This is a genomic window from Streptomyces sp. f51 (genome assembly GCF_037940415.1).
Classification (GTDB): Bacteria; Actinomycetota; Actinomycetes; order Streptomycetales; family Streptomycetaceae; genus Streptomyces.
Genome location: NZ_CP149798.1, coordinates 8043052 through 8067073, shown reverse-complemented (window position 1 = coordinate 8067073; position 24022 = coordinate 8043052). Strand labels below are relative to the sequence as shown.

Below are 24022 nucleotides of genomic sequence, written 5' to 3'. Positions count from 1 at the left end.
GCTCGCTCCTTTTGTGCGCCGGAGGGGTCGCCTGCCCTCAGCCGGCTTCTCCATCATATTGGATTATGAACGCACTCCAATGTGGAGGCGAACGGCATCTGGAGCACCGCCACGCCTTCTCTGCAGGGCAGCCCGGTTCAGTCGCTGCCGGGCGTCATCGAGATCACGACCTTTCCGGCCGTGGTACGCCCCTGCTCGACGTACGCCATCGCCTCGAGCGTCTGGTCGAAGGGGAAAGTTCGGTCGATGACCGGGCGGAGCCGTCCGCTGTCGTACAGGGCTCCGAGTTCACGGAGCTGGGCGCCGCTGGCCTGCATGAAGAAGAACTCATAGCGCACGCCTAGGACCTTGGCCTGCTTGCGGATCTTGCGACTGAGCACGTTCATGACCAGGCCCAGAAGAGATGGGGCGCCGAGCTGCTTGGCGAACGCGGCGTCCGGGGGGCCGACGACACTGATGGCCAAGCCACCGGGCTTCAGTACAGTCAGCGACTTCTTGAGGTTGACTCCACCCAGCGAGTCCAGCACCAGGTCGTAGCCGGACAGCACCTGCGAGAAGTCCTCCGTGGTGTAGTCGACGACGATGTCGGCACCGAGGCTCCTGACCAGCTTCTCGGAAGCAGTGTTCGCGGTCGTCGCCACTGTGGCACCGAGGTGCTTGGCGAGCTGGATGGCCGTCGATCCGAGGCCGCCGGCACCGGCGTGGATGAGCACCTTCTGGCCCGGCTTCACGTGGGCGCGGTCGACGAGGATCTGCCAGGCGGCCAGAGCCACCAGCGGCACCGCGGCCGCCTCGCGGAGGGTGAGTGACTCCGGCTTGGATGAGACGTCGTCCTGGTCGATCGCGATGAACTCGGCGAAGCCTCCGATCCGCAGGTCGCGGGGACGTGCGTAGACCTCGTCGCCGACTGCCACGTCGCGCACGGCGGACCCGACCTGCGTCACGATCCCGGCGACGTCGTGGCCGAGCACGAACGGCAGCTTGTACTTCAAGAGTCGCTTGAACTCCCCGTTGCGGACCATCTTGTCCAGCGGGTTGATGCTGGCAGCGCTCACCCGGACCAGGACGTCGCCGGCCCCGACGGTGGGCTCGGGAACGTCAGCGGCGCGCAGGCCGTCCTTGCCGTACTTCTCGACGACGAATGCCTTCATGTCAGCTATCCCTTCGCGTGATCTTCTCGGTTGCCTGCTCGACGGACGATGCGCATGTCCGGGTAGCTTCCACCTCAGCGGCCGAGGTGCCGGCGAAGCCACTGACCCATCTGCCCGATCGCCCGGTCCACCTCGGGCACGCGCCCCGCGCCCAGGATGAACGAGTGCTGGCCCCCGGGCAGCGGGCGGACCTCGGAGACGATCTTGAAGTCGGCGAGTCGGCGGCCGAAGTCGGCGCCCTCACCGGCAAGCGCCTCATACTCGCCGTAGTGCAGGGCCGTGGGCGGCAGGCCGGTCAGATCGGCGTTCACGATGCTGATCTCGGGATCGGTGAAGTCCACGCCGGAATCCTGCAGCCAAGCCGCTCGGAACTGCTCAAGGATGTCCCGGCTGAGCATCTTGTCGAGTCCCTCGTTCTCGTCCACCTTCGAGTTGCTGATGATGAGGTCGGTCCACGGCGAGATGCTGACGATCGCCCCGGGGACTGCCTCGCCCCTGGCGAGCAGGCGCAGCGGCAGCGCGACCGCGAGGGTGCCTCCGATGGAGTGGCCGGTGCTGCCGATGTTCCGCGGCTCGTAGCCCTGCGCGAGCAGCCAGTGGTAGGCGGTCTCGGCATCGTCGATCTGCGCCGGGTGGGGGTGCTCGGGCGCCAGGCGGAAGCCCACGACCAGCGAGCGGGCTCCGGCCGCCTTGGCGATGTGGCCGGCGGCCTTGCGGTCCGATGTGATCGAGGCGGCGACCGATCCGCCGAAATGGAAGTGGAGCAGCGCCTTGTGAGGGCCGGCGCCCTCAGGGATGGCCCACAGGGCCGGGACGCCCTCCGCGTCCACGTCGGCGTAGGTGACGCCTTCCGGCTCGGTCGATGCCGACGCATGGGTATCGACGATGGCGCGGACGACGGCCAGGTCGAGGCCCGGCGTCGACGCCTTCGCACGCACGCTTTCGAGGAACTGCGCGAACTGCTGTGCTTCCGTGCCGATTCCCATGGTGATGTTCCTTGTCAGGTCAGAGCTGAACGCGCCTCTCTCGCGCGCGGGTCGATGGGCCACGTGCGACGTCAGCCGGGCATCCGGTTGAACCTGCGGATCTGCTTGTCGAAGATCCCGGCGGGGAGAAGGCGTCGCGCGGTGGTGATGCGTGAGGCGAGCGGTCCGGCGGTGTAGCGCAGCTTCGGCTTCGGGGCGGTGGCCGCCATGACGATCTTCTTGGCGACGACGGCGGGGTCGTCGCCGGCCTTCATCGCCGCAGCGACCACTTCGTCGAAGACACGCCGCCGCTCCGCATACAGCGGCAGCGGGGTGTCGGGCTGCGCGGCATTGGCATCGAAGGCGGTGCGGGTGTAGCCGGGCTCGACGAGCAGGACGCGGACGCCGTGCTCGCGGACTTCGTGGTCCAGGGACTCTGAGTAGCCCTCGACTGCGTGCTTCGCGGCGACGTAGAGGGCCATGTAGGGCTGCGGGATGACGCCGAGGACGGACGAGAGGTTGACGATGCGTCCCCGACCCTGGGCGCGCATGTGCGGCAGGACGGCCTTCGACATGCGGACGAGACCGAAGAAGTTGAGGTTGAACAGGCTCTGGGCCTGGACAACGGAGTTCTCCTCGGCGGCGCCGGCCGAGCCCAGACCGGCATTGTTGACGAGGACGTCGATCCGTCCGAACCGTTCGATCACTTCCTGGACGGCAGCCGTGACGGATTCGTCACTGGTCACGTCGAGATCGAGGAAGGTCACACCGGCGGGCGGAGTGAGGCCCGAGGTGTTTCGCCCGGTTCCGATCACCTCGAACCCGGCTGCGACAAAGGCGCTAGCGGTTGTGTTACCGATCCCCGATGACGCCCCCGTCACGAGTGCTACCGGCCGATGTGTCGCCATGACGGACTCCTTGAGCAATTGAATTACGATCGTTTAGCTTACGGTCGTAATGTTATTGCGGCGTGGAGCGGATGGCAAGGAGCGGCCCGGCGGCCGCTCCACTCCGAAGGCGCCTAGTGCCACGCCGTGACCGCGGCCTGCGCATGCGACACCGACGACGTCGAGCGCCACGAGTGCCCGCGCTGCGGCATCCAGCCCGGCTCACCCTGCCGCTCACGCTCGGGCGCGGTCGCCGGGATCTACCGCACCGGCCGGTTCAAGAACGTCGCCCGGCTCGCCAACTGCTGCCACGGCTTGGTCCTGGAGATGCAGACCGGCCCCCTGCCCGGCAGCTACGACCCCACCGGCCCCGGCAAGCTGCTGTTCGCGTTCTTCGCCGCGATGGCCGTTATCTCAAGCTCCGATCAAGCGTGGCTGTGACCTGGGCGGTCAGGTCAAGGACACTGTCTTCGGCCTGACCGCGTAACGCATCGAGGGCCGGTTAGCACGGGCCGATCGTCACTGAAGAGCGACGTGGTGTACTGGGCTCGGGGACCGGCTCACAGCCACCGCTTGGCTGCTTCGACGCTGTCGCCGCCACTCGTGTTGAACGCGATTGCGGCCTGCGGCGCATGACGCCGAACCAGATTCACGACCTGCTCAAAGAGGGGGAGAAGCGGCTCCGGTTTGCGGATTCCACCCCCGATGACGACGACGTCCCAGTCGTGCTCGGAGAGTGCTGCAGCGATCGTCGACTCCGCCGACTCGTCCAGCCCGATCAGCGTCATGGACGCATCGATGGCGTGTTCGCCAAACCGGGCCAGTTCCTGATCGAGGGCCGCTCGGATGCTGCCTCCGTCCATGCCGGGCACAGCACGCGGGTCGATTCCAAGAACGAGAACGCAAGGCATGTCGATGAGGACGATCAGGCGACTGCCAAGGTTCCCGATGCACATCTGGCCGGGGTTGTCGACACCTTCCCGGGGCTGCTGGCTGGTGCGCTGTGCTGACATCGGCCGCCCTCACCAGAGGGCCGGGCCGATGCGCCCCCATGCGAGCTCTCAGCACAGGCATCACCCCGAATGCCTCAAACTCCAGCTCCCGCCTGGGCTTCCAGGTCCGGCTGTCTACCGTGGGGCCGTGGACCACGCCTTCCGACGACGCAACCGCTCCGGTGCCGGTGCGGGTCGTACTTGCCCGGCGCTCCGGTGCTCGGCCATCTGGAGCAGGAGGTCGTCGCGCGGCTGTGGAAGCGACGGCAGACAAAAACGGGCTGACTGTAGGAGGCGGCGGAGTACCGAGTGTGGGTCCGCGCCCCCGACCATGTGCGGCCGGTCGACGGCGTCGACTACGACCAGGTCGCCACCGAGCGGCTGGAGCCGTCGTCCCAGTCGGTGGTACGCGAGGTGCTCGGAGAGCCCCGGCCCTCGGGCTGGGTGGCTTGCGGGTTTCGGGGGTGCTCATCGGCGGTTTTTCGGCATTGGCAACCCTTGACATCCTCCCCGCCCTAAAGGACGGGGATTCCCGCCTGGCTGCCGGTGGTGACCGGCTGGGCCTTCGGATGGGTTCCCCGTTCAACGAGCCGTGCCCGGCGTGGGTTTTCCACTCCAGGACTGACCGGCCCTCCAGGGGCGTTTAGCCTCTCCGCCTGCCCGGCGGCGAGGATCACACGCGACGCGTTGAAGTCGCGATCATGTTCGGTACCGCAGCCCTCGCACCGCCAGATACGCACGTGCAGCGGCTTCTTCCCATCCACGACCCAGCACACCGAGCACGTCTGCGAGGAGGGCAGCCAGCGGGAAACGATGCCGACGTGCCGGCCACAGCGGGCCGCCTTCTCCTCCAGCACCCGGCGGAACATGCCCCACGCGGCATCGTGCACAGACTTGGCCATGCGAGTACGGGCCAGGCCAAAGACCGCCAGGTCTTCGAGGTAGACCGCTTGGTTGTCGCGGACCACCCTCGAAGCACTCTGGTGACACCAGTCCCTGCGCGCATCGGCCACCCGGGCATGCGCCCGGGCAACCTTCAGCCGGGCCTTGGCCCGGTTCCTCGACCCCTTCGCCTTGCGGCTCAACGCCCGCTGCGCCTTGTTCAGCCGACGCTCGGCACGCCGCAGGAAGCGGGGATTGTCGATCACCTCGCCGTCGGAGAGAACGGCGTAATGCATCAGCCCCAGGTCGATGCCGACCTCGGACGTGACGGGCGCGAGCGGCTCGGGCTCGACCTGAACGACGAAACTCGCGAAGTACCGGCCCGACGGATCCTTGAGCACAGTCACCGACGACGGAGCCGACGGCAGCGAACGCGACCAGCGGACCCGGACGTCCCCGATCTTCGCGAGGTTCAGCCGCCCGTTGCCCCGCAGCCGGAACCCGTTCCTGGAGAAACGGACGCCCTGCCGGCTGTCCTTCTTCGACTTGAACACCGGAAGCCCCATACGGCGCCCCGGCCGCTTCCCCGCCACCGACGCGAAGAAATTCGCGTACGCCGTATCCAGATCACGAAGAGAAGACTGCAAGGCGTCCACCGACATCTCCGCCAGCCATGCCCGCTCGGGCGTCTTCTTCGCCTCCGTGATCACCTGCCGTGCCAGAACACCCGTCGGGATACGCGACTTGTCCCCCGCATAGGCGGCCTTCCTCGCGGCCAGCGCATCGTTGTAGACCACCCGGGCACAGCCGAACGTACGGGCCAGCGCGATGCGCTGGCCCGGCGTCGGCTCGAGCCGGAAGGAATACCGCAGATACACGGGACAAAACTTAACGGCCGCCACTGACAACGCCGGTCCGCCCAGGGGCGAACCGGCCTTCCCTGCCCTGCTCCGCAGCAGCTTCGTTCCCTCCCCGGCCTGAAGGCCGGGGTATCCACGAAGGAGACCTGATGACGACAGCCACCACCCTCGCCGGGCGCACCCTGTCGGGCTGGTCGCGCGACGCCCGCCACGGCACCTGGCACACGCTGCTCCCCGCCCGGTCCGGTGAGCCGGTGCTCGGCGCGCTGCGCGTCGACCGTGCCCTGCTCGCACCGCGGGGCACGCGCGAGCGACTCGCGGCGGCCGTACTCGCCGTCGCGAGGCTCCGGTTGCCCGGGGTGCTCGGCACCGTCGACCTCGTCGCGGAGGCCGGGGAGGTGTGGCTGATCACCGCCCGGCCACCGGCCCCCACCCTCGCGGACCTCCTGGCCCACGGGGGTACGGGCCCCGACGCGGGCAGCGCGGCCAGCGTCCTGAACGAGACCGCGCAGACCCTGCTCGCCCTGCACGCGGCCGGCCTCGCCCACGGGGCACTGGCCGCGGACACCGTCGTCCTCGCCCCGGACGGCGTCGCCCTGCTCGCCGAGGCCGCGCTGGGCACGGTGCTGGGCGATGGCCCGGTTCCTGGTGACGGCACGGTGCCGAGTGACGCGCCGGGCTCCGCACGCCGTACCACGGACGTCGCGGCCTGGGCCGACCTGGCCCGCACCCTCGGCGAGGCATGGGTGGCTCCCGGCACCCCCGCGGCCGTCGTGTTCGCGCGCTGTCGCGCCACCGCCGGTTCCGAGGGGCTCGCGGCGGCCCGGGCGGCACTGGTCGCCGGGCGCGCGGCGCTCCCGGAGGGTTTTCTACGGCGTACGGAGCTGCGTGCAGCGGTGGCCGCGGCGACGGCGGCGGACGGGGTGGGGGTGGATGCCCTGCGCGTGCTCCCTCGGGAAGAGGGAGGTGGAGCCCTCGGTTCCGATGTCGCCGGTTCCATAGCTGCCCGTTCCGACCTCGCCCGTTCCGACGTTGCCGACTTTGAAGCCGCAGGGTCCGGGGGCACGGAGTCCAAGGGCTCAGAGTCCGGGGGTGCGGGTGCCCGGGACGCGGGTGCCCGGGGCGCAGAGTCTGGGGACGCAGGGTCCGAAGGTGCTGGGGCCGGAGGTACTGAGGCTGGAGGTGCCGGGGGTGCCGGGGCCGGGGGTGTGGTCCCGGAAGGGGACAGGTCCAGGCACACCGTGCCGGACGAGCAGCTCACCCTGCCCAGCCGCACCCGCTCCCCTACCCGCTCGGCCCCGCGCCAGCCCCTCTCCGCCGCCCCGGACGACCAGGCCACCCTCCTCGGCAAACGCAACCGCACCCCCGCCGGGCCCTCGGCGACACCCGCCGGCCCCCTGGCAGCGACACCCGTCGGGGCCACGACGCCGGCCCCGACCGGTGAAGACGAGGACGACGGCGAGATCCTCCTGCGCTTCGGTCCCGGCGTCCCTCTGGAGGCCCAGGACGTCCTGCGCGCCCAGTGGCGTACCGCACCCGTACCGCCCGGCAGCTGCCCCCGCCGTCGAAGACGGCGGGCCTGGATCGCCACGACGGCTTTCCTGGCCGGCGCGGCCGTCCTGCTCTGGCTGCTGCTGCGCCCCTCTCCCGCCCCGACGGTCACCGCCGTCGAAGTCCGGGCGCCCGCCGGGCGGTTGCACTGCGGACAGACCGCCGATCTGGTCGGCGTCGTGACCACCGACGGCCGCGGTGGCCCGGTGACGTACCGCTGGCTGCGCAGCGACGGCCACGACTCCGGCGAGCTGGTCCGCATGGCCCGCCGGGGCGAGCGCCGGGTCACCGTGCACCTGCGCTGGACGGTCCGCGGCCCCGGCGGCTTCCGGGGAACGGCCCGCCTGTGGGTCGCGCATCAGCACACGTCGCCCGAGGCGAAGGGGACGTTCAGCTACGTCTGTTCCTGACGGACCCGGTCACCCGGCGGCGGCCGGACCGGCCATCGAGCGGATCGCTCTCGGTGGCCCACTGATCAGCAGGCGCCCAGCACAGAGGCGCGTCAGTGCCTCGTCGAGGCCGGTGGCACCGGTGTCAGCAGGCCTCGTGCCTGGACGGCGGGGAGGGACAGGGTGCGGTAGCCCACGCTCTCGAACAGGACGGTGATCCTGTTCCCCTCCTCGCTCATCACCTCGCCCTCGCCCCACGTCCTGTGTCCCACCCGCGTCCCGGGCGGGAAGGCGCCCTCAGATGCCACGGGCCCGAGCGGCTCAGGACCCGTACCGGACAAGATGTCCTCCGTCCGCAGGGGGGCCTCCTTCAACTCCTTCGTACGGGCGCAGGTGTCGCAGCCCGCGCAGTCGCCTTCCGCCAAACTCTCCCCGAAGTATCCGAGCATGTGCCTGCGGCGGCAGCCGTTCGTCTCGGCGTACGCCCGCATCATCTCCACCCGGGAACGCTCCAGATCGACACGGGCGGAGGCGATCCGCACCGCCTCGCGGACGCAGGCGTCCCGCCGCGCCCCGGGCACGGCCGCTATGGCACCGCGCTTGCGCGTCGTCACGGCTCCGGCCTCCTCCAGCAGGTGCAGCATCGACGTCAGCGGGGTCGGAGACAGCCCGGTCCGTTCGCGCAGAGCGGTCGCCGTGACCGGTTCCGGGTGCTCGCGCACCGCGTCGATCAGCCCGCCCAGTACCTCCGGGTCGGGGGGTGTGCCCGTCCGGAACCGCTGCACGCCGAGGTCCTCGGGCCGGTAGGCGAGGATCGCCGTCGAGGGTTCTCCGTCGCGGCCCGCCCGGCCGATCTCCTGGTAGTAGGTGTCGAGGGAACCGGGCACCGACGCGTGCAGCACGAAGCGGATGTTCGGCTTGTCGATGCCCATGCCGAACGCGGAGGTGGCGACGACCACGTCGAGTTCGCCGTCCCGGAAGCGATCGTGTGTGCGGGAGCGTTCGGCCGCCGCCAGCCCCGCGTGATAGGCGGCGCTGTCGAATCCGAGCGCCGACAGCTCCCGGGCGTACTCCTCCGCCTCCCGCCGTGTTCCCGCGTAGACGATGCCCGGTTTGGCCTCGGCCGCGGCCCGCTCCACCACCCACCGGCGCTTGCCCGCGTTCTCCCGGTGCCGTACGACCTCCAGAGTGATGTTGCGGCGGTCGAACCCCGCGACCACCTGGTGCGTCTCGCGCATGCCGAGGCGCTCCACGATGTCGGCCCGCACGGGGGCCGCCGCGCTGGCGGTGAGGGCCAGGAGGGGAGGCCGGCCGATGCGTTCGCGGACATGGCACAGGGACAAGTAGTCGGGCCGGAAGTCGTATCCCCAGGAGGACACGCAGTGCGCCTCGTCGACCACCATCAACGCGGGGCCGGCCGCGGCGATCTGCTCCACCACCTCGTCCTTCGCGAGCTGCTCGGGCGAGACGAACAGAAAGTCCAGGCGGCCTTCGCGTACACGCTCCCACACCGCCTCGTTGTCCCGCGGGCGCTGGGCGGAGTTGACGGCCGAGGCATCGGATCCCTCGATGCGGGCGAGATGGGCGACCTGGTCCCGCTGGAGGGCGATCAGGGGCGAGACCACGACGGTCGGCCCCTTCAGCAGCACCCCCGGCACCTGGTACACGGCGGACTTCCCGGCGCCGGTCGGCATCACCACGATGGTGTCGCGTCCCTCCATCACGGCTGTCATGGCGTCGAGCTGGGAGGGACGCAGTCGCTCCCAGCCGAACACCTCGCGGGCGCAGCGGCGCAGACGTCTCCTGAGTGACCTGGTCTTGAAGTATCCGACCTTGGCACGCATGGCACTCCTGACGCCGTTCTCCGATGAGTTCGGCGCTCGTGTACCCCCGAAAGGGACGGGAAACGGTCCGCTCGGGAGGAGTTGCAATTCCTCGGAAGGTGCGGTTCCCCGGCCGTGGGCGGGAGACCGGGCCCGGTCAGGCTCGTACGGATGAACGTACCCGGGAAGGACCGCGTTGCGATCTCGGCGGGGGCGATCAAGAACGTCATCGCCCTCGCGGTCGGCCTCGCCGGGGCTGGGCATGGGCGACAACTCTCGTGCCCTGCTCGTCACCCGCGGCCTCGCGGAGACCGCGCGTCTCGGCCAGGCGATGGGCGCCGACCCTCTGACCTTCTCCGGCCTCGCCGGGGCCGGCGACCTCATAGCCACCTGCTCGTCGCCGCTGTCCCGGAAGCGAACCTTCGGCGAGCACCTCGGGCAGGGCATGAGCGTGGAGGAAGCCACGACGGCGACGGGGCAGACAGCTGAGAGGGTGACGTCGTGCCGGGCGATCCTGGAGCTGTCGCGGGTGCACGGGGTCGGGATGCCGATCACCGAGGTCGTCACTGCGGTGATCGGCGGCACGACCAGTGTCCCGGACGCGGCCGCAGCCCTCATGTCCCGAACGCCGAAGCCCGAGCAGTACAGCGCCTGATCACCACCCCGCGCAGGTCGCACATCCGCACGCATCAGTCGAACGTGCAGCTACGGCTGGGCCACGGCCGTCACAGCCTGATGACTGCTGCCCCGGCTGGCTGCCTCTTCCCGGCCGTCCAGGTCATGATCGCCTCTCCGAATCCACAGGAGGTGAAGCTCTGATGCTGACCACATTCAAGAGCGCAGTCGCGGCGGCCGTCCTGGCCGGTGCGCTCGTTGCCCCAGTCGCAGTGGCGACCGACGCAGCAGCGGCGACGTGCGCCCGGCACACCACGGGCGTGTGCAGGGCCAACTCGCCGCATCCGCGCGGGGCGACGGCGAAATGCAAGGACGGCACCTGGTCCTACAGTGCACACGCCCGCGGCACCTGCTCGCACCACCGGGGCGTCAAGTACTGGTACCGCTAAGCACCGACTGCACGGAGCCCCAGACCGCGTCCGCAGGCTGGGGGCTCCGTGCAGTTATATCGGTGTACCGGACGGCAAGGTACTGGCCCCGGATGCTGGAACCGGATGCGGACATCCGCGATGTGCACGACGAGTGCCGTCGAGCCGCCGGGATGTGATCAGACGTCAACTGTCTGCATACACAGATTTCACCTCTGGAGGTCTACCCGCGTAGCTCTGTCGTGCGCTGTCATGTCCTCATCCCCGGGACACCCGCCGGGGCGAACCGTCGGAGACCCCATGCGCCCCCTCACACGCATCGCCGCCAGCACCTCCGCTCTCACCCTCGCCGCCGGCCTCCTCATCAGCACCGGCTCCGCGCCCGCCTTCGCCTCCACCTGCTCCCAGTCACGTCTCCCGCTCCCCGATGCGTCCTGCACCCCCGGCGCCTACAACCCGGACGTCACCCAGTCGACGATCGGCTCCACGATCTGCGTCTCCGGCTGGACCGCCACCGTGCGGCCGCCCACCTCCTACACCAACCCCCTCAAGGCCCAGGGAATCATCGACTACGGCTACGCAGACACCGCCATGGCCGACTACGAGGAGGACCACCTCGTCCCCCTCGAGCTCGGCGGCGCGCCCCGCGCCCCGGGGAACCTGTGGCCCGAGCCGTACTCGGGAACCAAGACCGCAACCACCAAGGACGGCGTCGAGACGAAGCTGAAGAACGCCGTGTGTAAGGGCACGATCACCCTCTCCGCCGCCCGCTCCGCCATCCGCACCAACTGGACAACCGCACTCTCGGTCACCGGAATCGGCTGACACCCGCGGCGCGCGAAGCTGCAAAGGGCACGGAGGAGGGAGCCGGGCGTGCCCGGGCTTCGTTACAACGTGCCTGCCCACGGCTGCTGCTGAGGGTGGTCTCGCCGTCGGGCGGCACCGGAAAGCTGTAACGGGAGGCTGGTTGAGGGCGTCGGCAACGAGTCCGGTTTCGGCGAAGCCGACGCCCCGCGCGCGCTGTTCGCCGCTGAAGGCACCCCCGCCGGAGCGACTGTCTGCTCGGGATGCCTCAGCCAAGGCCGAGCGTGCTGAGCGCAGTGGTCCAGTCGGCGACGATCGCTCGCTGAGCGGCAGCGAGAGTGACCTTGTTGACGCAGACCGCGGTGTGCAGTTTCGTCTCCACCGGGTCTTTGCGGTTGTTGACGCCGCTGCCCGCCTTGTGGCCGGGGTCCGGCGGCTCTACCCACAGGTTTCGCGGATCGTTGGGGTCATCGAAGCCCTTGCCACAGCCACCCGCCGACGCCGGGAACAAGCCGAGTCCGCCGTTGAGAAGGCACTGAAGGCAGCCCGCAAGACACGCACCCCGGTGAGCGTGGCCTCCATCGCCAAGGTGGCCGGAGTGTCCACCGACTTCATCTACCGACATCCCGTCCTACGCCCGCAGGTCGAGGCGCTCCGCCGGGCACGACGCGATGCCATCCCGGGCGACGCAGCTGGCGCCCCCGACGCTGAGGCTGCCGCCAGTACGCTGGTCCGCCGTCTCACTCAACAGCTGGCCGCCGACCGCCGCAAACACCATGAAGAAGTTGCCCAACTGCAGGCCGCTCTCGCTGCGGCACACGGCGAACTGCTCGCCCTGCGACGGCACTTGCAGGGGGTGAGGCGGCCGCCCTGCGGGCCATCTCAACCGTCAGTAGCCTCCCAGGAATGACGACGCTACAAGATCTAGCCGGTCGCCTGGACCGAGTCGAGGCCGAACTCGCACTGCACCGGCTGGCCCACGACTACTGCGTGGGTGCCGACCACCACGACCCAGTCCGCTGGGAGGCAATTTGGACAGCGGACGCCGTGTGGGAGACCAGCTCGGACCAGATATTCACGGGGATCGAAGCCATCCGCGCGGCGGTCGAGCAGCAGTGGCAGGCATTCCCGATCATGCAGCATGCCACTGCCAACCACACGGTGGAAATCGACGGCGCTGCCGCGACCGGACGATCGGACGTCGTGGTCCTGGTCCAACTCCGCGACCACCGCTGGATTGCCGGTGGAGGCACCTACGAGGACGAGTACCGGCGCGAGGGAGGGATCTGGCGCATAGCACGGCGCCGGGTAGTACGTCCCTTCGACCTTGCGCCTCTGGCACCGAGCGATGGACCCGACTATGCCGACAAACCAGTCTGGGCCAATGCCGGCGGTGCTGATGAGCCGCACCAGTAGAAGCGTTCGTCAGCGGCATACCGCTGACGAACGGTCCAGGACAATCAATCCTTCACAGCGTCGCGACCTCGGATAAGAGGTGGTCGTATTCGGCGTCGCGCATGGAGCCCCGATAGCCGTACGAGGCCGCGTTCAGCGCCTTCTCCTTGCCCGTGACGGATGTGGAGGGCCGGATGCCGGAGGTGTAGCCGCCCTTGCGGCAGATCGTGGACTTCAGGTTCGCCTGCGTGACCGCCGGAGAGATCGCCCCTGGCGTGCACGCCGGGTCCTCCAGCGGCTCCCCTTGCTCGTACCGGAAATGGCAGCTTCCGGCCGGAGGTTGTTTCTGGACGGTGTAGGTGGCCTGCGGGCCGGCTCCGACCGCGATAGCCCGGTCCGCACCACCGCCTGTGCCCGTTCCCGAAGACTTCGTGGGCGACGTCCCGTTCGGCGAAGCCGTCGATCCGCCCGCTGCGACCGGGGTACAGCCTGCCAGGAACACGGCGGCGAACAGCACGGATGACGCGGCGCGGTGGCTGGAGCGCATGACGACCCCTCACGAGCAGTAAATAGCTGGGCACATACTGCCCGGCCAGCGCATCAGCACACCGGCCGGGGCCCGCGCACTGCAGCACGGCACGATGCGGGGCGCCACAGCGCAGTCCAACGCCAGCACAGTCCCAGCGAGTGTCAGTCGTGTTCGCCGGGGTGGGCGGCCCATCCGTGATGGCTTTGACGTCCTCCCCGCCCTAAAGGGCGGGGAGGACGTCAAGTAGCCAGGCTCAGATCCAGGTGTCGAGCCACATTCTGGCGAGCCAGTCGGCATGCGGGATCGTCTGTCCGGTGTAGATCGGGAAGAAATAGATGAAGTTCCAGGCGATGAGCAGGACAAGGACGCTTGCGGCCACCGCACCTCGTATGCGGCGCTTGTCGGTCGCTCCCGCCGGACCCAGCAGGGCTCCCAGCATCATCGTCACGGCCAGGCACAGGTACGGCACGAAGACGACCGCATAGAAGGAGAAGATCGTGCGGTCCTGGTAGAGGAACCAGGGCAGATAGCCGGCGCCCACCGCGCAGAGGATGGCGCCGGAGCGCCAGTCGCGGCGCAGCGCCCATCGGTAGAGCAGGTACATGAGTGCGCAGCATGCCGACCACCACAGGAGCGGTGTTCCCAGGGCGAGGATTGCCTGTGTACAGCCGGCCGCCGCGTGACAGCCGTCTTTCTCGGGTGCTGGCGATTGGTAGTGGAACAGCACAGGGCGGCCGACGACCGGCCAACTCCAGGGGTTCGACTGGTACTTGTGGGGAGTACTCAGTCCCACATTGAACTGGTAGACGGCGTGCTCGTAGTGCCACAGGCTGCGCAGCGGAGCCGGGATCCACGACCATGCGCCACCCCGGGCGTCCGCCCAGTGGCGTCCATAGCCGTTGTCGGACAGGAACCAGCCGGTCCATGTCGCCAGATACGTCACGACAGCGACCGGGGCGAGGGACAGCACCGACCAGCCGAGGTCTTTGCGCAGCACTGCGCGGTAGGGGCGGTGCGCGCCCGCTACGCGGCGAGCGCCGACGTCCCACAGCAGGGTGAGGATCACGAAGAAGGCGAGGAAGTACAGGCCGTTCCATTTGGTTGAGGCCGCCAGGCCCAGGCAGAGGCCGGCAGCGAGCCGCCAGGGACGCGCTCCCGTCCCGGCATGGTCGCCGGTGTGTCCGTCCGGGCGCACCCGGTCGTCCTCGTCGACCGGTAGAGCTGCCGCGAGCCGGTCTCGCGCACCGTCCCGGTCGATGAGCAGGCAGCCGAACGCCGCCAGGACGAAGAACATGACGACGAGGTCGAGAAGAGCGGTGCGGCTCATCACGTAGTGCAGACCGTCAATCGCCATCAGTGCTCCGGCCAGGCAGCCCAGCGGTGTCGAACGGAACAGGCGGCGTCCTATTCGGCACAGCATCAGCACCGACAGCGTGCCAAGGAGCGCCGTCATGAAACGCCAGCCGAAGGGGGTGAGGCCGAAGATCCACTCGCCGAGGGCGATGACCCATTTGCCCGTCGGCGGGTGCGCGACGAAGGACCCGGCGTCGGAGAGCGGGATCACCTGCGGATCGGCGAGGATCTGCGGGTCGGATATCTGGCCCTTCGGCCAGGTGCCCTCGTAGCCGAACCGCAGCATCGACCAGGCGTCCTTGGCGTAGTACGTCTCGTCGAACACGACCGCCCGCGGGCTGCCCAGACGCCAAAAGCGAGGCAGCCCGGCAAGGAGCGCCACCAGCAGCGGCCCACCCCATTGCGACCAGCGCGCCAGCCGGCACGCGGCTACTGGGGACAGCCCGAGCATGCGCCAAAGCCGTGACCCGGGTTCGGGAAACGGCACGACCAGACGGTCACGCACGGACGTAGGCGGGCGCCCGACGTGCCCGAAGTGCCGCAGCCGCCGCTCCCAGGAGATCGGCTGGCGATTCGCCCCCTTCCGTGGCTCGTCGACAAACGCGGGCGTTTTCTCATGGATCACGTGGTGAGCCTTCTACTCGTGGAGAGCAGGACGAGCGGGAGCATCTGCCCGGCGGTCGGTGGTGGTCACGTCGGCTCACGTCAGCCCTCGCTGATCGGGACTGCTTGAACCTGGACAAGGCGCTGCCTGGAGGGGGTTGAGGTCAGCACCGGCTCGGGCGTTGAGAAGCGGTACGGCATCGGCACCCTCTTGGCAGCGGAGGCGGAGCGGGCAGTAGACGGCATCGGGACCGACCTGGCAGAGGTGATGGGGCGAGGCCGAGGACCACTACTGATTCCCTTGGTGTCGGATGTGCAGTGATGTGTAGGCCGGTTTCGGCGAGGCCGTCGTTGATGAGGTCGGGTGGCGCTGGATGTGTGCCGGTCTGCGACGGAAGGCGCGCTCAAGGTGTTCGGGGTCAGTGAACGCGGTGTTGGCTATGGGCCTCGCCGCAGCAGCGACCAAACGTCCTCGACAGGGTTCAGATCGGGTGAAGAGGACGGGAGTTGAAAAGTTGGTGAGCCAATCGTGGTCAGCCGCGCCCTGATGTAGTCCGGCCGTCCTGTGGATGTTCCGATTGTCCCAGACGATCACCACGGGTACCGAGCTGAAGATGCGCACGGACCAGAAGGGCATCGTAATCCTCCACGAAAAGATCTTCCGGGCTCCCTGAAAGGGCAGTTGGAGCAGCTATTTCTGGCGAAGAAGCACTGCCGCAGTCGTCGTCGGCAGCCACGAAGACGACGGCGCGGAAACCGCGGCGCAGCGCCTGAACCTGCTCACTGCCCAGCTGAGCGTGGCGGCGTCGAAAGGGAGGAGCAGGCAAGACCCCGTCCATCCGTCGGGGGGAGCCGATGAACGGGGCCGGTATAGGACAGTCCGGTCGACCTACCGCGGGGTCTGCGGCTTGCGGTGCCTACCGTTTCCGCTGCCGAGAATCTTGGGCGCCGACCTCTTGGGCGGCTCCGGATCTCCAGCAGCCTCCGGGTGCAGGAGGTGCTTCGCCTCGTCCAAGTTCACCGCGAACCCGTAGGGCTCCCAGGAGTATCCATTCCACCGTTCGATGACGCGCGGCGCGTCGGGATTCACGTGGGCGCCCCTGGGGGCATTGCCGGGGACGACGGGGACGGCACGGAGTCGGCCGATCTTCGCGTCGCGGCGCTCGGCCCAATCCGACAGCGGTTCGTCGTCCATCGTGGCGTTCCTTAACGGTGGTGGCTCTCCCGGAAGGGTATCGACCCCGGACTGCCCCCGGGGCGGTGTCTGGCCTCCTGCGGTCAGGCGAGGCGGTGTTCCCAGCGCAGTTCCGGGTTGTCGCCGATCCAGTACCTGTGGGAGCTGCTGGTGATCTGGAGTTGTACAGCTGCGATGTCCGGGCTCCCTGCGTCCTGCCATGCGGTGAGGGCCTGTTCGATGGCGTCCCACAGGGCCACGGGTCCGCCCTGGCGGACTGTCCAGCCGTCACTGCCGGTTGTGAATTCAGCGAACGACTCCTTCTCCGGATCGAAGACGTATAGGAGCTGGGCGCCATCGTGTGTCGAAGCTCGGACGAGCTGTGCGCCGGGTGCTGCGAGCTGGGTGAGGAAGGCCGGCATCCATTTGGTCAGAATCGTCGGAGGGAGTTTGGTTGCCCGCTCGCTGTCCGCGAAGGCGGTGCGGGCGGACAAGTCGCCGGAGACCGGCAGGATCGCTTGTGCGCGAGCCTGCATGAACGAGGCGTCCCCGATGATGCTGCCTCGGGCGTTGCCGTCCTCGTTCACGACGACCTTGGCGAGCCCGGTCCCGTAGCCCCAGGAACCCACGGTGCTGAGGATGATGCCGCCTGGCTTGGTCTGTCGGACCCAGGAGTAGGGGATACGGCGGACGGCGCACGTTGCGATCACCCGGTCGTAGGGCGCGTTGGGGGGATGGCCGAGCAGGCCGTCCCCGGTGACGGTCCATGTCGAGAAGCCGACTGCTTCCAGCGCTGTATCGGCGCGCTCTGCAACATCGGAGTCGGCTTCCACCGTCGTCACGTTGTCCTCGCCGAGCCGGTGGCACAGCAGGGCCGCCGAGTAGCCGGTGCCCGTCCCGATCTCCAGAACTCGGTGTCCGTCCTCGATGTCCAGGCTTTCGATCATGCTGAGCACGGTGACCGGGGTGGTCGATGACGAGGTGGGCGAGCCGGTGACGGGCTCGCTCACTTCGTCGGCGGTGAGGTGGCCGTCGAGTTGCGTGGTCAGCGACTGGTCGCTGTAGGCGATCTTTGCCCACTCGGCCGGGTTGGTGCCGAGCGAGGTGACCGGGCGCCACCGCCCTTTGTCCTGCGGAAGGAACACGCCGGGGTGCAGGAACATCTCGCGCGGGATGGCTTCCACCGCGTGGCGCCACGCCGGCGTGACGAGCACACCTGCCTCGACCAGCCTTTCGGCGAGAGCCTGCCGCTCGGATTCCATCTCGGTCATGCGGTATCTCCTCGTGTCAGCAGATCAGCAAATGCGGCGGACATCCCCAGTCCGGTCTTCTCCTCAAGCCATCCCCACTGGCCGTTCGGGTTCAGCTCCAGCCACCAGTACTCCCCGGCCGCATCGACGGCGAGGTCAAAGCTCCCGGACACCAACGCGTAGTGCTCCAGGTAAGCCAGAAGGGCCCGGCTTATCCGGTCGGGCAGATCGACCACGCTGTAGGCCAGCGCCGAGTAGTCCTTGCGCCAGTCAAGGAGGTCGGAGTCGATCCGGACCGCGAACAGCCGCCGGCCGACCACGAGCACCCGGACGTCGGCGACCTTGGGCACACGCGCCTGGAAGAGGTGCGGGGCTACTCGTACGCTCTCGTCGATCTCGTCGGCGGTCACCGGTTCTGCCCATCCGGTGACCGGGACTCCGTCCTGCTGGTACGGCGTCCAGCGCAGCGTTTTGTAAATCACCTGATCGTGGGCACTGATGAATTCGCGGGCGTCGCCGGGGTCGTTGGTGACGAGCGTAGGCGGGACAGCGAGACCGAGCCTCTGGGCGGCGGCGAGCTGAGCGGGCTTGTAGTCAGCCGCCGCGTTGCAAAGCGGGTTGTTGACCCAGAGCGGGCCATCGAGCGCGTACAGGGTGCCGGCGAGTCCATAACGGACCTGCGCGGCGGCGAACCGGGCATCGTCATCACTCAGATGGGCGAACTGGGGCCAGACGGGGCGACGCCAGTACACCGAACGCACCTGCGTGAGGTCGACGCTTCTCGACGGAGTGCGTACCTGCCCAGCCACGAAGGCCGAGCAGGTACCGAACCGAGCCGAGACCGTCAGACGGCCCTGACAAATATCGGCAGGGTCGAATCGCACCACAGGCACGTCGCACCGGTTGAGTTCGGTGATCACCATGTCGGCGGTGACATCATCCGCCTCGGTGGCCACCAGTACCGGCCCCTTCTCGGTCATGGACATCAGTCCTGTTGGCTGTCCTGGTCGCTGCCCTGGTCGTTCGCCGAGTCCGAGTTCGTGGTTGTTGACGTCTCAGTGCCGGAACTGGTGCCGTGCTTGCCCATCTCGACCACCTGACCGGCCCGATCGCGGAACATCCCGAGCTGGGTGGCGGGGTCGATGGCGACCGTGGCATGCGGGCGGTGAACGGACGAGGGGTACGGCGCGAGTCGGCTCGCGCCCCACGGGCGGGCGGCGGTGGGCTGCGTAACGGAGGTGGTCACAAGCGCTCCTTCGAGTCGGTTCGGAACATATGAATCTCGGAGATCACTCGGCGTGGATCGTGTCCCGGGGCCGTGAGCAACGGCCGGAGTCAGCTCCCCGCACCAAGCGCCTTACCTGCCGCCGGTGCCAGGTCCATCCTGGTCACCAGGCAAGGGTCTATGCGGCCATCCCGAGCTCCTTGAGGAGCTCGCCCAGGTCCAGGACGCGGAAGCTCGAGAGCCGACGGACCATCTGCGAGGCAAGGAACGTGGCCAGGTCCGGGTTCCCGTAGGGCACGGCGATGTCCGGTCGGGCGACGACGTGCAGGCCCCCACGGGCGAGACGGCCGTAGAGAACTCCGCTCACGCCGTACATGGGGGCGCTCTGGGCGAGGAACACCATCGGCTGCTTCTCCATGTGCGGGCACAGCGCTGCAACGGTGCGCACATGCCGGGCGCACACCGGAGGCTGGTTCGTCAGAATCTCCGTCTGGGTGGGGTCCTCGTCCCTGGGCCCCGCAAGGAAGATGAAGCCGATCTTCGCCCTGGCCGGCTGCGTGCACACCTGGCACCGCAGGGTCTGCATGGTCATCATCTGCCGGTGCGGGTGCATGAACTTCCACTGCGGTTCCCCGGTCGGCATCCCGTCCGCACCCAGTGGGTTCCAGCCGACCCGCGCGTACAGCACACCGCGGGGATCACGGTCCCGGGGATCTTCGTCGAGGTAGAGGAGTCGGCTTCGGCCCGGCACAGTGCGCCTGATGACCAGGTTGTCGGGCGCCACCTCCTCCCCTAACCGCTGGATGACGTACGGGACTACGGCCGGACCGGCTGCGGTGGAAGGCATGAAGCGATACGTCTCTCTCGATGGAGCGGGCGGGTTGTACGGAAGCAGGGGACCCAGCATCAGGCCGCCTCCCGCAGGCACTTGATCGCGCCAAGGCGTTCGTGGAGTTCGCTGACCGCCCAGGCCATCCGGCGCAGATGCCCCACGGCCTGCAGATGGTCGCTCGGCATCACTTCGGTGCATAACCGGCCCGCCCGCTCGATCAGTTGCTCCGCTTCCGGGTCCTTCTGACCGGCCTCCGTAGCGACGGCAATCGCGATGAGTTGCATCAGATGGCCGCGGAGCCGCAGGTCGTGGTCGTCGAGGGCATCTTTGGCGGGGGTGACGTCGTCGAGGACCGCCCCAACGTCGTCGAGGAGCGATTCACCGTGGAAGGGCTGCCACCCCCGGACTTTGGTCAGCACTGAGTCCAAATCTTCGGGGTCCAACGGCGGCGCCCAATCAGGCACGGGCATGCGCGGGATCGCGGGGTCGCTCATAACTGATCCCCGGACGGGATGACGAGACGGCACCAGGTCGTAGCCCCGATGTCGTTAGTTCCCCATGTGCCGCCGTTCTTCTTCACCAGAGCATCGACGAGAGCGAGGCCGCGCCCCGACTCGGCGTCGGTGCCAGCCGCCTTCAGCACCGGGGGCGGCCCGCCCGGAATACCGTCCGCGACGGAGAGGCACAGACCGCCGTCCTGCACGACCATGGTCAAGCTGACCGTGGTGGTTCCGCTGTGGAGGATCGCGTTCGTGAGCAGTTCGGAGACGATGAAGCCCACGTCGTCCTGGAGGACGTCCAGCCCGCGGTACCGCAGGCGTGCCATGGCGATGCGGCGCATGACTCCTACCCACGCGCAATCCTCGGGGCTCGGCGGGGTTCCGTCACCGCGGCACGCAATCTCGAAGCTCACACCCATGACGTCCCCGTCGCGGTAGCGGACATCGCGAGGCGTTTGTACGGCTGTCGTCATCACGTCCTCGTCCTCTCGGCCCGCACATCGGGCTCACGGTCACCGGCTGCACCAGATGTCGGCTCGGTGGTTCGCGTCCAGTCAACGAGCCTTGAGCGGAGGAGAACAGGAAGGGTTCCGGTTGCGTGCGGGCCCCCAACCGGAAGACTTTGCATTCGCATTACCTCGGGGCTAGGTCGCACGGTGACGGCAGGACTACCGTCGGCGCATGGGAGCGAACCTCATCCTTCAAGGCCGGATGCAGGAACTCGGCCTCACGCAGGACGAGCTGGCAGGTCAGCTCAACAAAGCACTGCTGGAAATCACCGGCCGTCCCGGTGAAATATCGTCACGCACCGTCCGCAACCTGCTCAGCGGCAGGCACAGCCGCCCCATCGGTCGTACGTGCGCTGCACTAGAGCGCGTATTCGGCTGCCGGGTAGAGGAATTAGGGTTCAGCGCACCACGCTCCATGCAAGACCCCCCGGAGGACCCAGTGCGGCGCCGCAACTTCATCGCCTCAACCACCGGAACAGCCGCCGCAGCACTACCGATCGTCAAGCAGCGCCGCTCTGTCGGCATGTCCGACGTGTCGCGTGTCGCTGCCAACATGAACCGGCTCGTCGAAGCAGACGACCACCAGGGCGGCCATGCCGGCCTGGCCGCAGCCGCCCTCCGAGGCCGCGCCGACGTACTGGCACTGCAGCAGCGAAACGCGAGCGAGCGAGTACGCCGAGCCCTATACGCCCTTGCCGCGGAATACACCACCATCGCCGCCTGGTCCTGCATTGACCTTCGGGACCTCGACCGCGCACAGAACTACTTGCACGAGTCGACCGCATTCGCCGGCCTCTCGCAGGACCCGTCAACCGGTATGCGCGTGTGGGTCAACATGGCCATGCTCGCCTACCAGCGGCGGAACTGGCCCGAGCAACTCGCTGCGGCTCAGGCCGCCGAAGCGTCCCCGGCCGCCCGCAGAGACCCGTTCTTCGGCTCTATGGGCGGCGTCCGCGTCGCCCTGGCTCACGCAACCCTCGGCGATACGAGAGCAGCCCAGCGCTCCCTTGGGACAGCGCAGACCACGCTCCGCAAGGCCGGAGAGGTAGACCACCCGCGGTGGACAGCCTTCTACGGAGCAGCCGAGCTCGACCACCTCGCCGCGATCATCCTCAACCACAGCGGACTGCACGCCAACGCTGAAGCCAGGGCGCACCAGGCGCTCGCCAGAATCCCCGACGCGTTTCGACGCAACCGTGCCCTGGCGACCTGCCAGCTCGCGCTTGCGCAGCTCCGCCAAGGCGAGCCCGAGCAAGCCACAAAGACGGCTGCCAGCGTCTTCGCCCTCATGGAGGGCTCCCCACTGCCTGGACGGATGCGCACGCTGATCGGAGACTTCCACCGGGATCTCTTCAGCATGGCGCCGTCCACGACGTACGCCCGGGACTGGGCGGACCGAATGCGAGATGAATGGAGTCGAGCGTGACCAGCGTGATAAACCTGCGGCAGTACCGCCACGGAGAACTTCCGGCCGACTTCACGGAGATGCTGGTCGATGTCCACGCTGACGCTTACGCCGATGCCATGGACCTGGAGTTCAACCAGCGCTTCCCCTGGTTCGCCAACCACTGGTCGAACATGGAGGGCTTCACGTGCGTCGTCGGCTTCGACGAGGAGGAGCCGACGGGTTTCGCCTACGGCGCGCCTCTCCAACCCGGCCGTGAGTGGTGGCGCTCCACGAGCTACGAGCCGAACAACGGCTACAGCGCAACCTTCGCCGTCTCCGAGGTCTTGGTGCGGCCCGGATGGCGCAAGCAAGGCATAGCTGAGCGCCTGCACGAGGCGCTGCTCTCAGAGCGCCCGGAAGATCTCGCCGTGCTCCTGGTCGACGTCACTCACCCCAAAGTCCAAGACCTCTACGATTCCTGGGGCTATACCAAGGTCGGTGAGCAGCAGCCGTTCGCCGACTCACCGCTGTACGCGGTAATGGTTAAAGGGTTGCACTGATCGAGTCTCCGTTTGGCCCGTCGCCGAAGGTCATGTCCCCTGTGGTGGTGTAGCTGATCATTCGGGCTTGCCGGGCAGGCAAGCAGTGTCGTGCGGCTGTGGCCGGTCGGTCTGGTCCTCGCCCTGGCCTTCACCGTGGCGGTCCTGGTGGCGGCCTGGGTGTTCTACACCGGATGGGACCTGCTCAGCGTCCGTGGGCTCAAGCCCGAGCACCGCATCGACTCCAATACCCTCTTCGACCTGGTGAAACTGTCCTTCGGGGTGGTCGCCGGCGCCGGTGCCCTGGTCGCCCTGGTGGTGGCCTACCGGCGCCAGCGCGTCGACGAGGACGGAGCCCTGCGGGAAGCCACCCGCCTGCACACCGAACGCTTCACCACCGCCGTCGGCCAACTCGGTGAGGAATCCGCCGCGGTCCGCCTCGGCGCAGTGCACGCCCTGGCCGGACTCGCCGACGACAGCCTGCGCCAGACCTGCATCGACGTCCTGTGCGCCTACCTCCAGCTCCCCTTCACCCCCGACCCCGGCAACGACCCCGCCCACCAAGTGGAACACCACCGCTACCTGGCCTTTCGCAAGGTCCGTCACACGATCCTGCGCCTCATCGGCGACCACTACCGACGCCCCCAGGGAACCCACCGCTCCTGGCAAGGCTGCGACCTCGACCTCACCGGCGTCGCCATCGACGGCGACATGGACTTCAGCGGCGCCACATTCTCCGACGGAACAGTGTCCTTCAGCGGCGCCACGCTCTCCGGCGGCACAGTGTCCTTCGACAACGCCGTGTTCGCCAGCGGCACAGTGTCCTTCGACAGCGCCGTGTTCGCCAGCGGCACGGTGCACTTCAACAATGCGAGGTTCTCCGGCAGCACGGTGTACTTCCTCGGTGCGATGTTCTCCGGCGGCACGGTGTACTTCAACAATGCGGCGTTCTCCGGCGCCAAGGTGTGCTTCCAGGGTGCGGCACTCTCCGGCAGCACGGTGTCCTTCAGCAACGCGAGTGGTTCAGCTCCCGATCAGCTTCGTGCTGCCGTCGCCACCGCTATTCCTCCCATCGTCGACCTGCCGTCGACCTGCTAGTCCCCAATCTTTAGCAGCCGAGCGGCTCAATCGGTCGTCTTCGCCCGCGGCCCGCCGACCAGTTCGGCGTAGGTCCGGGCGGGAGCGGGCCGGGGTTGGGGTCGTCGTGGTCGTCGCCGTAAACACGCCGGTCCAGCAGCTGCTCATCGCGCGGCCGGGACGGAACACCCTGCCTCTTCTCAGCCGCCAGCCGTACTGGCACGCCTCGCAGCAGGCCGAACCACTCAGAGTTTTTGGCCAGCGTCAGCTCGCCCAGCTCGACCCCGGCCACGGCTTGCTCA

24 protein-coding genes and 3 pseudogenes are annotated in these 24022 nt (G+C 68.4%); 10 read left to right on the top strand and 17 right to left on the bottom strand.

Annotation, left to right across the window (positions count from 1 at the left end):
• Positions 1 to 137: 137 nt before the first annotated feature.
• From WJM95_RS35245 to WJM95_RS35235, 3 genes are all read right to left on the bottom strand, one after another.
• Positions 138 to 1151, bottom strand: a complete 1014-nt coding sequence (locus WJM95_RS35245) for an NADP-dependent oxidoreductase (RefSeq protein WP_339135232.1) — start codon at positions 1149 to 1151, stop codon at positions 138 to 140.
• A 74-nt stretch (positions 1152 to 1225) separates the two neighbouring features.
• A complete protein-coding gene (locus WJM95_RS35240) occupies positions 1226 to 2137 on the bottom strand; it encodes an alpha/beta hydrolase fold domain-containing protein (RefSeq protein ID WP_339135230.1) in 912 nt (303 codons plus the stop codon).
• A 71-nt stretch (positions 2138 to 2208) separates the two neighbouring features.
• Complete coding sequence (locus WJM95_RS35235) at positions 2209 to 3024, bottom strand: oxidoreductase (protein ID WP_339136048.1); 816 nt, start codon at positions 3022 to 3024, stop codon at positions 2209 to 2211.
• Positions 3025 to 3150: 126 nt separating this feature from the next.
• On the opposite strand from WJM95_RS35235, the gene WJM95_RS35230 reads away from it, so the two are divergent.
• Positions 3151 to 3444 (top strand): hypothetical protein, encoded by a 294-nt coding sequence (locus WJM95_RS35230; RefSeq protein ID WP_339135228.1) that lies wholly within the window; start codon positions 3151 to 3153, stop codon positions 3442 to 3444.
• A 119-nt stretch (positions 3445 to 3563) separates the two neighbouring features.
• On the opposite strand, the gene WJM95_RS35225 is transcribed toward WJM95_RS35230, so the two are convergent.
• The gene (locus WJM95_RS35225) at positions 3564 to 3914 is read right to left on the bottom strand and encodes a hypothetical protein (RefSeq protein ID WP_339136046.1); all 351 of its coding nucleotides are present in this window, start codon (positions 3912 to 3914) and stop codon (positions 3564 to 3566) included.
• A 269-nt stretch (positions 3915 to 4183) separates the two neighbouring features.
• Between WJM95_RS35225 and WJM95_RS35220 the strand changes: the two are divergent.
• Positions 4184 to 4442 (top strand): annotated as a pseudogene (locus WJM95_RS35220) (hypothetical protein); the annotation flags it as partial.
• Between the two features lie 68 nt (positions 4443 to 4510).
• On the opposite strand, the gene WJM95_RS35215 reads toward WJM95_RS35220, so the two are convergent.
• On the bottom strand, positions 4511 to 5755 hold the full coding sequence (locus WJM95_RS35215) for a transposase (RefSeq protein WP_339135226.1): 1245 nt from the start codon (positions 5753 to 5755) through the stop codon (positions 4511 to 4513).
• A gap of 131 nt (positions 5756 to 5886) precedes the next feature.
• Between WJM95_RS35215 and WJM95_RS35210 the strand changes: the two genes are divergently transcribed.
• A complete protein-coding gene (locus WJM95_RS35210) occupies positions 5887 to 7698 on the top strand; it encodes a hypothetical protein (RefSeq protein ID WP_339135224.1) in 1812 nt (603 codons plus the stop codon).
• Positions 7699 to 7790: 92 nt separating this feature from the next.
• On the opposite strand, the gene WJM95_RS35205 is transcribed toward WJM95_RS35210, so the two are convergent.
• Positions 7791 to 9521 (bottom strand): RecQ family ATP-dependent DNA helicase, encoded by a 1731-nt coding sequence (locus tag WJM95_RS35205; protein WP_339135222.1) that lies wholly within the window; start codon positions 9519 to 9521, stop codon positions 7791 to 7793.
• 189 nt (positions 9522 to 9710) lie between these two features.
• Between WJM95_RS35205 and WJM95_RS35200 the strand changes: the two are divergent.
• The 3 genes and pseudogenes from WJM95_RS35200 to WJM95_RS35190 form a co-directional block, all read left to right on the top strand.
• Positions 9711 to 10155 (top strand): annotated as a pseudogene (locus WJM95_RS35200) (NAD(P)H-dependent glycerol-3-phosphate dehydrogenase); the annotation flags it as partial.
• A 163-nt stretch (positions 10156 to 10318) separates the two neighbouring features.
• Positions 10319 to 10564 carry a DUF3761 domain-containing protein gene (locus WJM95_RS35195; protein WP_339135220.1) on the top strand — a complete coding sequence of 82 codons (246 nt, stop codon included), beginning with the start codon at positions 10319 to 10321 and terminating at the stop codon, positions 10562 to 10564.
• A 279-nt stretch (positions 10565 to 10843) separates the two neighbouring features.
• On the top strand, positions 10844 to 11368 hold the full coding sequence (locus WJM95_RS35190; protein WP_339135218.1) for a hypothetical protein: 525 nt from the start codon (positions 10844 to 10846) through the stop codon (positions 11366 to 11368).
• 247 nt (positions 11369 to 11615) lie between these two features.
• Here WJM95_RS35190 and WJM95_RS35185 read toward each other — a convergent pair.
• Both WJM95_RS35185 and WJM95_RS35180 read right to left on the bottom strand, forming a co-directional pair.
• Positions 11616 to 11816, bottom strand: a pseudogene (locus tag WJM95_RS35185) (hypothetical protein); the annotation flags it as partial.
• Positions 11817 to 11978: 162 nt separating this feature from the next.
• Entirely contained in the window at positions 11979 to 12194 is a 216-nt protein-coding gene (locus WJM95_RS35180; protein ID WP_339135216.1) for a hypothetical protein, read from the bottom strand.
• Positions 12195 to 12253: 59 nt separating this feature from the next.
• Here WJM95_RS35180 and WJM95_RS35175 point away from each other — a divergent pair, with 59 nt between their 5' ends.
• Positions 12254 to 12763, top strand: a complete 510-nt coding sequence (locus WJM95_RS35175) for a nuclear transport factor 2 family protein (RefSeq protein WP_339135214.1) — start codon at positions 12254 to 12256, stop codon at positions 12761 to 12763.
• A 52-nt stretch (positions 12764 to 12815) separates the two neighbouring features.
• Here WJM95_RS35175 and WJM95_RS35170 read toward each other — a convergent pair whose 3' ends face one another.
• From WJM95_RS35170 to WJM95_RS35130, 9 genes are all read right to left on the bottom strand, one after another.
• Entirely contained in the window at positions 12816 to 13289 is a 474-nt protein-coding gene (locus tag WJM95_RS35170; RefSeq protein WP_339135212.1) for a hypothetical protein, read from the bottom strand.
• A gap of 235 nt (positions 13290 to 13524) precedes the next feature.
• Positions 13525 to 15075 (bottom strand): phospholipid carrier-dependent glycosyltransferase, encoded by a 1551-nt coding sequence (locus WJM95_RS35165; RefSeq protein WP_339136044.1) that lies wholly within the window; start codon positions 15073 to 15075, stop codon positions 13525 to 13527.
• A gap of 1041 nt (positions 15076 to 16116) precedes the next feature.
• A complete protein-coding gene (locus tag WJM95_RS35160; protein WP_339135210.1) occupies positions 16117 to 16422 on the bottom strand; it encodes a DUF6087 family protein in 306 nt (101 codons plus the stop codon).
• Between the two features lie 83 nt (positions 16423 to 16505).
• Positions 16506 to 17672, bottom strand: coding sequence for an ATP-grasp peptide maturase system methyltransferase (gene tgmC, locus WJM95_RS35155; RefSeq protein WP_339135208.1), 1167 nt, complete (start codon positions 17670 to 17672; stop codon positions 16506 to 16508).
• Complete coding sequence (tgmB, locus tag WJM95_RS35150) at positions 17669 to 18631, bottom strand: ATP-grasp ribosomal peptide maturase (protein WP_339135206.1); 963 nt, start codon at positions 18629 to 18631, stop codon at positions 17669 to 17671. Before tgmB ends, tgmC begins: the two co-directional genes overlap by 4 nt.
• 5 nt (positions 18632 to 18636) lie before the next feature.
• Positions 18637 to 18897 (bottom strand): putative ATP-grasp-modified RiPP, encoded by a 261-nt coding sequence (gene tgmA / locus WJM95_RS35145; RefSeq protein WP_339135204.1) that lies wholly within the window; start codon positions 18895 to 18897, stop codon positions 18637 to 18639.
• Between the two features lie 157 nt (positions 18898 to 19054).
• The gene (locus WJM95_RS35140; RefSeq protein ID WP_339135202.1) at positions 19055 to 19723 is read right to left on the bottom strand and encodes a hypothetical protein; all 669 of its coding nucleotides are present in this window, start codon (positions 19721 to 19723) and stop codon (positions 19055 to 19057) included.
• A gap of 59 nt (positions 19724 to 19782) precedes the next feature.
• Positions 19783 to 20202, bottom strand: a complete 420-nt coding sequence (locus WJM95_RS35135; protein ID WP_339135200.1) for a DUF6415 family natural product biosynthesis protein — start codon at positions 20200 to 20202, stop codon at positions 19783 to 19785.
• A complete protein-coding gene (locus WJM95_RS35130; protein WP_339136042.1) occupies positions 20199 to 20609 on the bottom strand; it encodes an ATP-binding protein in 411 nt (136 codons plus the stop codon). Before WJM95_RS35130 ends, WJM95_RS35135 begins: the two co-directional genes overlap by 4 nt.
• A gap of 280 nt (positions 20610 to 20889) precedes the next feature.
• Here WJM95_RS35130 and WJM95_RS35125 point away from each other — a divergent pair, with 280 nt between their 5' ends.
• From WJM95_RS35125 to WJM95_RS35115, 3 genes are all read left to right on the top strand, one after another.
• Positions 20890 to 22143, top strand: coding sequence for a helix-turn-helix transcriptional regulator (locus WJM95_RS35125; protein ID WP_339135198.1), 1254 nt, complete (start codon positions 20890 to 20892; stop codon positions 22141 to 22143).
• Positions 22140 to 22664 carry a GNAT family N-acetyltransferase gene (locus WJM95_RS35120; protein WP_339135196.1) on the top strand — a complete coding sequence of 175 codons (525 nt, stop codon included), beginning with the start codon at positions 22140 to 22142 and terminating at the stop codon, positions 22662 to 22664. Before WJM95_RS35125 ends, WJM95_RS35120 begins: the two co-directional genes overlap by 4 nt.
• Before the next feature lie 90 nt (positions 22665 to 22754).
• On the top strand, positions 22755 to 23741 hold the full coding sequence (locus WJM95_RS35115; protein WP_339135194.1) for a pentapeptide repeat-containing protein: 987 nt from the start codon (positions 22755 to 22757) through the stop codon (positions 23739 to 23741).
• Positions 23742 to 24022: the final 281 nt, after the last annotated feature.

Bases quoted from the DNA above. Each gene is read 5' to 3' on its own strand.
- WJM95_RS35245 (WP_339135232.1), bottom strand. From the start codon at position 1,151: ATGAAGGCATTCGTCGTCGAGAAGTACGGCAAGGACGGCCTGCGCGCC.
- WJM95_RS35240 (WP_339135230.1), bottom strand. From the start codon at position 2,137: ATGGGAATCGGCACGGAAGCACAGCAGTTCGCGCAGTTCCTCGAAAGC.
- WJM95_RS35235 (WP_339136048.1), bottom strand. From the start codon at position 3,024: ATGGCGACACATCGGCCGGTAGCACTCGTGACGGGGGCGTCATCGGGG.
- WJM95_RS35225 (WP_339136046.1), bottom strand. From the start codon at position 3,914: ATGCCTTGCGTTCTCGTTCTTGGAATCGACCCGCGTGCTGTGCCCGGC.
- WJM95_RS35210 (WP_339135224.1), top strand. From the start codon at position 5,887: ATGACGACAGCCACCACCCTCGCCGGGCGCACCCTGTCGGGCTGGTCG.
- WJM95_RS35205 (WP_339135222.1), bottom strand. From the start codon at position 9,521: ATGCGTGCCAAGGTCGGATACTTCAAGACCAGGTCACTCAGGAGACGT.
- WJM95_RS35195 (WP_339135220.1), top strand. From the start codon at position 10,319: ATGCTGACCACATTCAAGAGCGCAGTCGCGGCGGCCGTCCTGGCCGGT.
- WJM95_RS35190 (WP_339135218.1), top strand. From the start codon at position 10,844: ATGCGCCCCCTCACACGCATCGCCGCCAGCACCTCCGCTCTCACCCTC.
- WJM95_RS35175 (WP_339135214.1), top strand. From the start codon at position 12,254: ATGACGACGCTACAAGATCTAGCCGGTCGCCTGGACCGAGTCGAGGCC.
- WJM95_RS35170 (WP_339135212.1), bottom strand. From the start codon at position 13,289: ATGCGCTCCAGCCACCGCGCCGCGTCATCCGTGCTGTTCGCCGCCGTG.
- WJM95_RS35165 (WP_339136044.1), bottom strand. From the start codon at position 15,075: ATGCTCGGGCTGTCCCCAGTAGCCGCGTGCCGGCTGGCGCGCTGGTCG.
- WJM95_RS35160 (WP_339135210.1), bottom strand. From the start codon at position 16,422: ATGGACGACGAACCGCTGTCGGATTGGGCCGAGCGCCGCGACGCGAAG.
- tgmC (WP_339135208.1), bottom strand. From the start codon at position 17,672: ATGACCGAGATGGAATCCGAGCGGCAGGCTCTCGCCGAAAGGCTGGTC.
- tgmB (WP_339135206.1), bottom strand. From the start codon at position 18,631: ATGACCGAGAAGGGGCCGGTACTGGTGGCCACCGAGGCGGATGATGTC.
- WJM95_RS35140 (WP_339135202.1), bottom strand. From the start codon at position 19,723: ATGCCTTCCACCGCAGCCGGTCCGGCCGTAGTCCCGTACGTCATCCAG.
- WJM95_RS35135 (WP_339135200.1), bottom strand. From the start codon at position 20,202: ATGAGCGACCCCGCGATCCCGCGCATGCCCGTGCCTGATTGGGCGCCG.
- WJM95_RS35125 (WP_339135198.1), top strand. From the start codon at position 20,890: ATGGGAGCGAACCTCATCCTTCAAGGCCGGATGCAGGAACTCGGCCTC.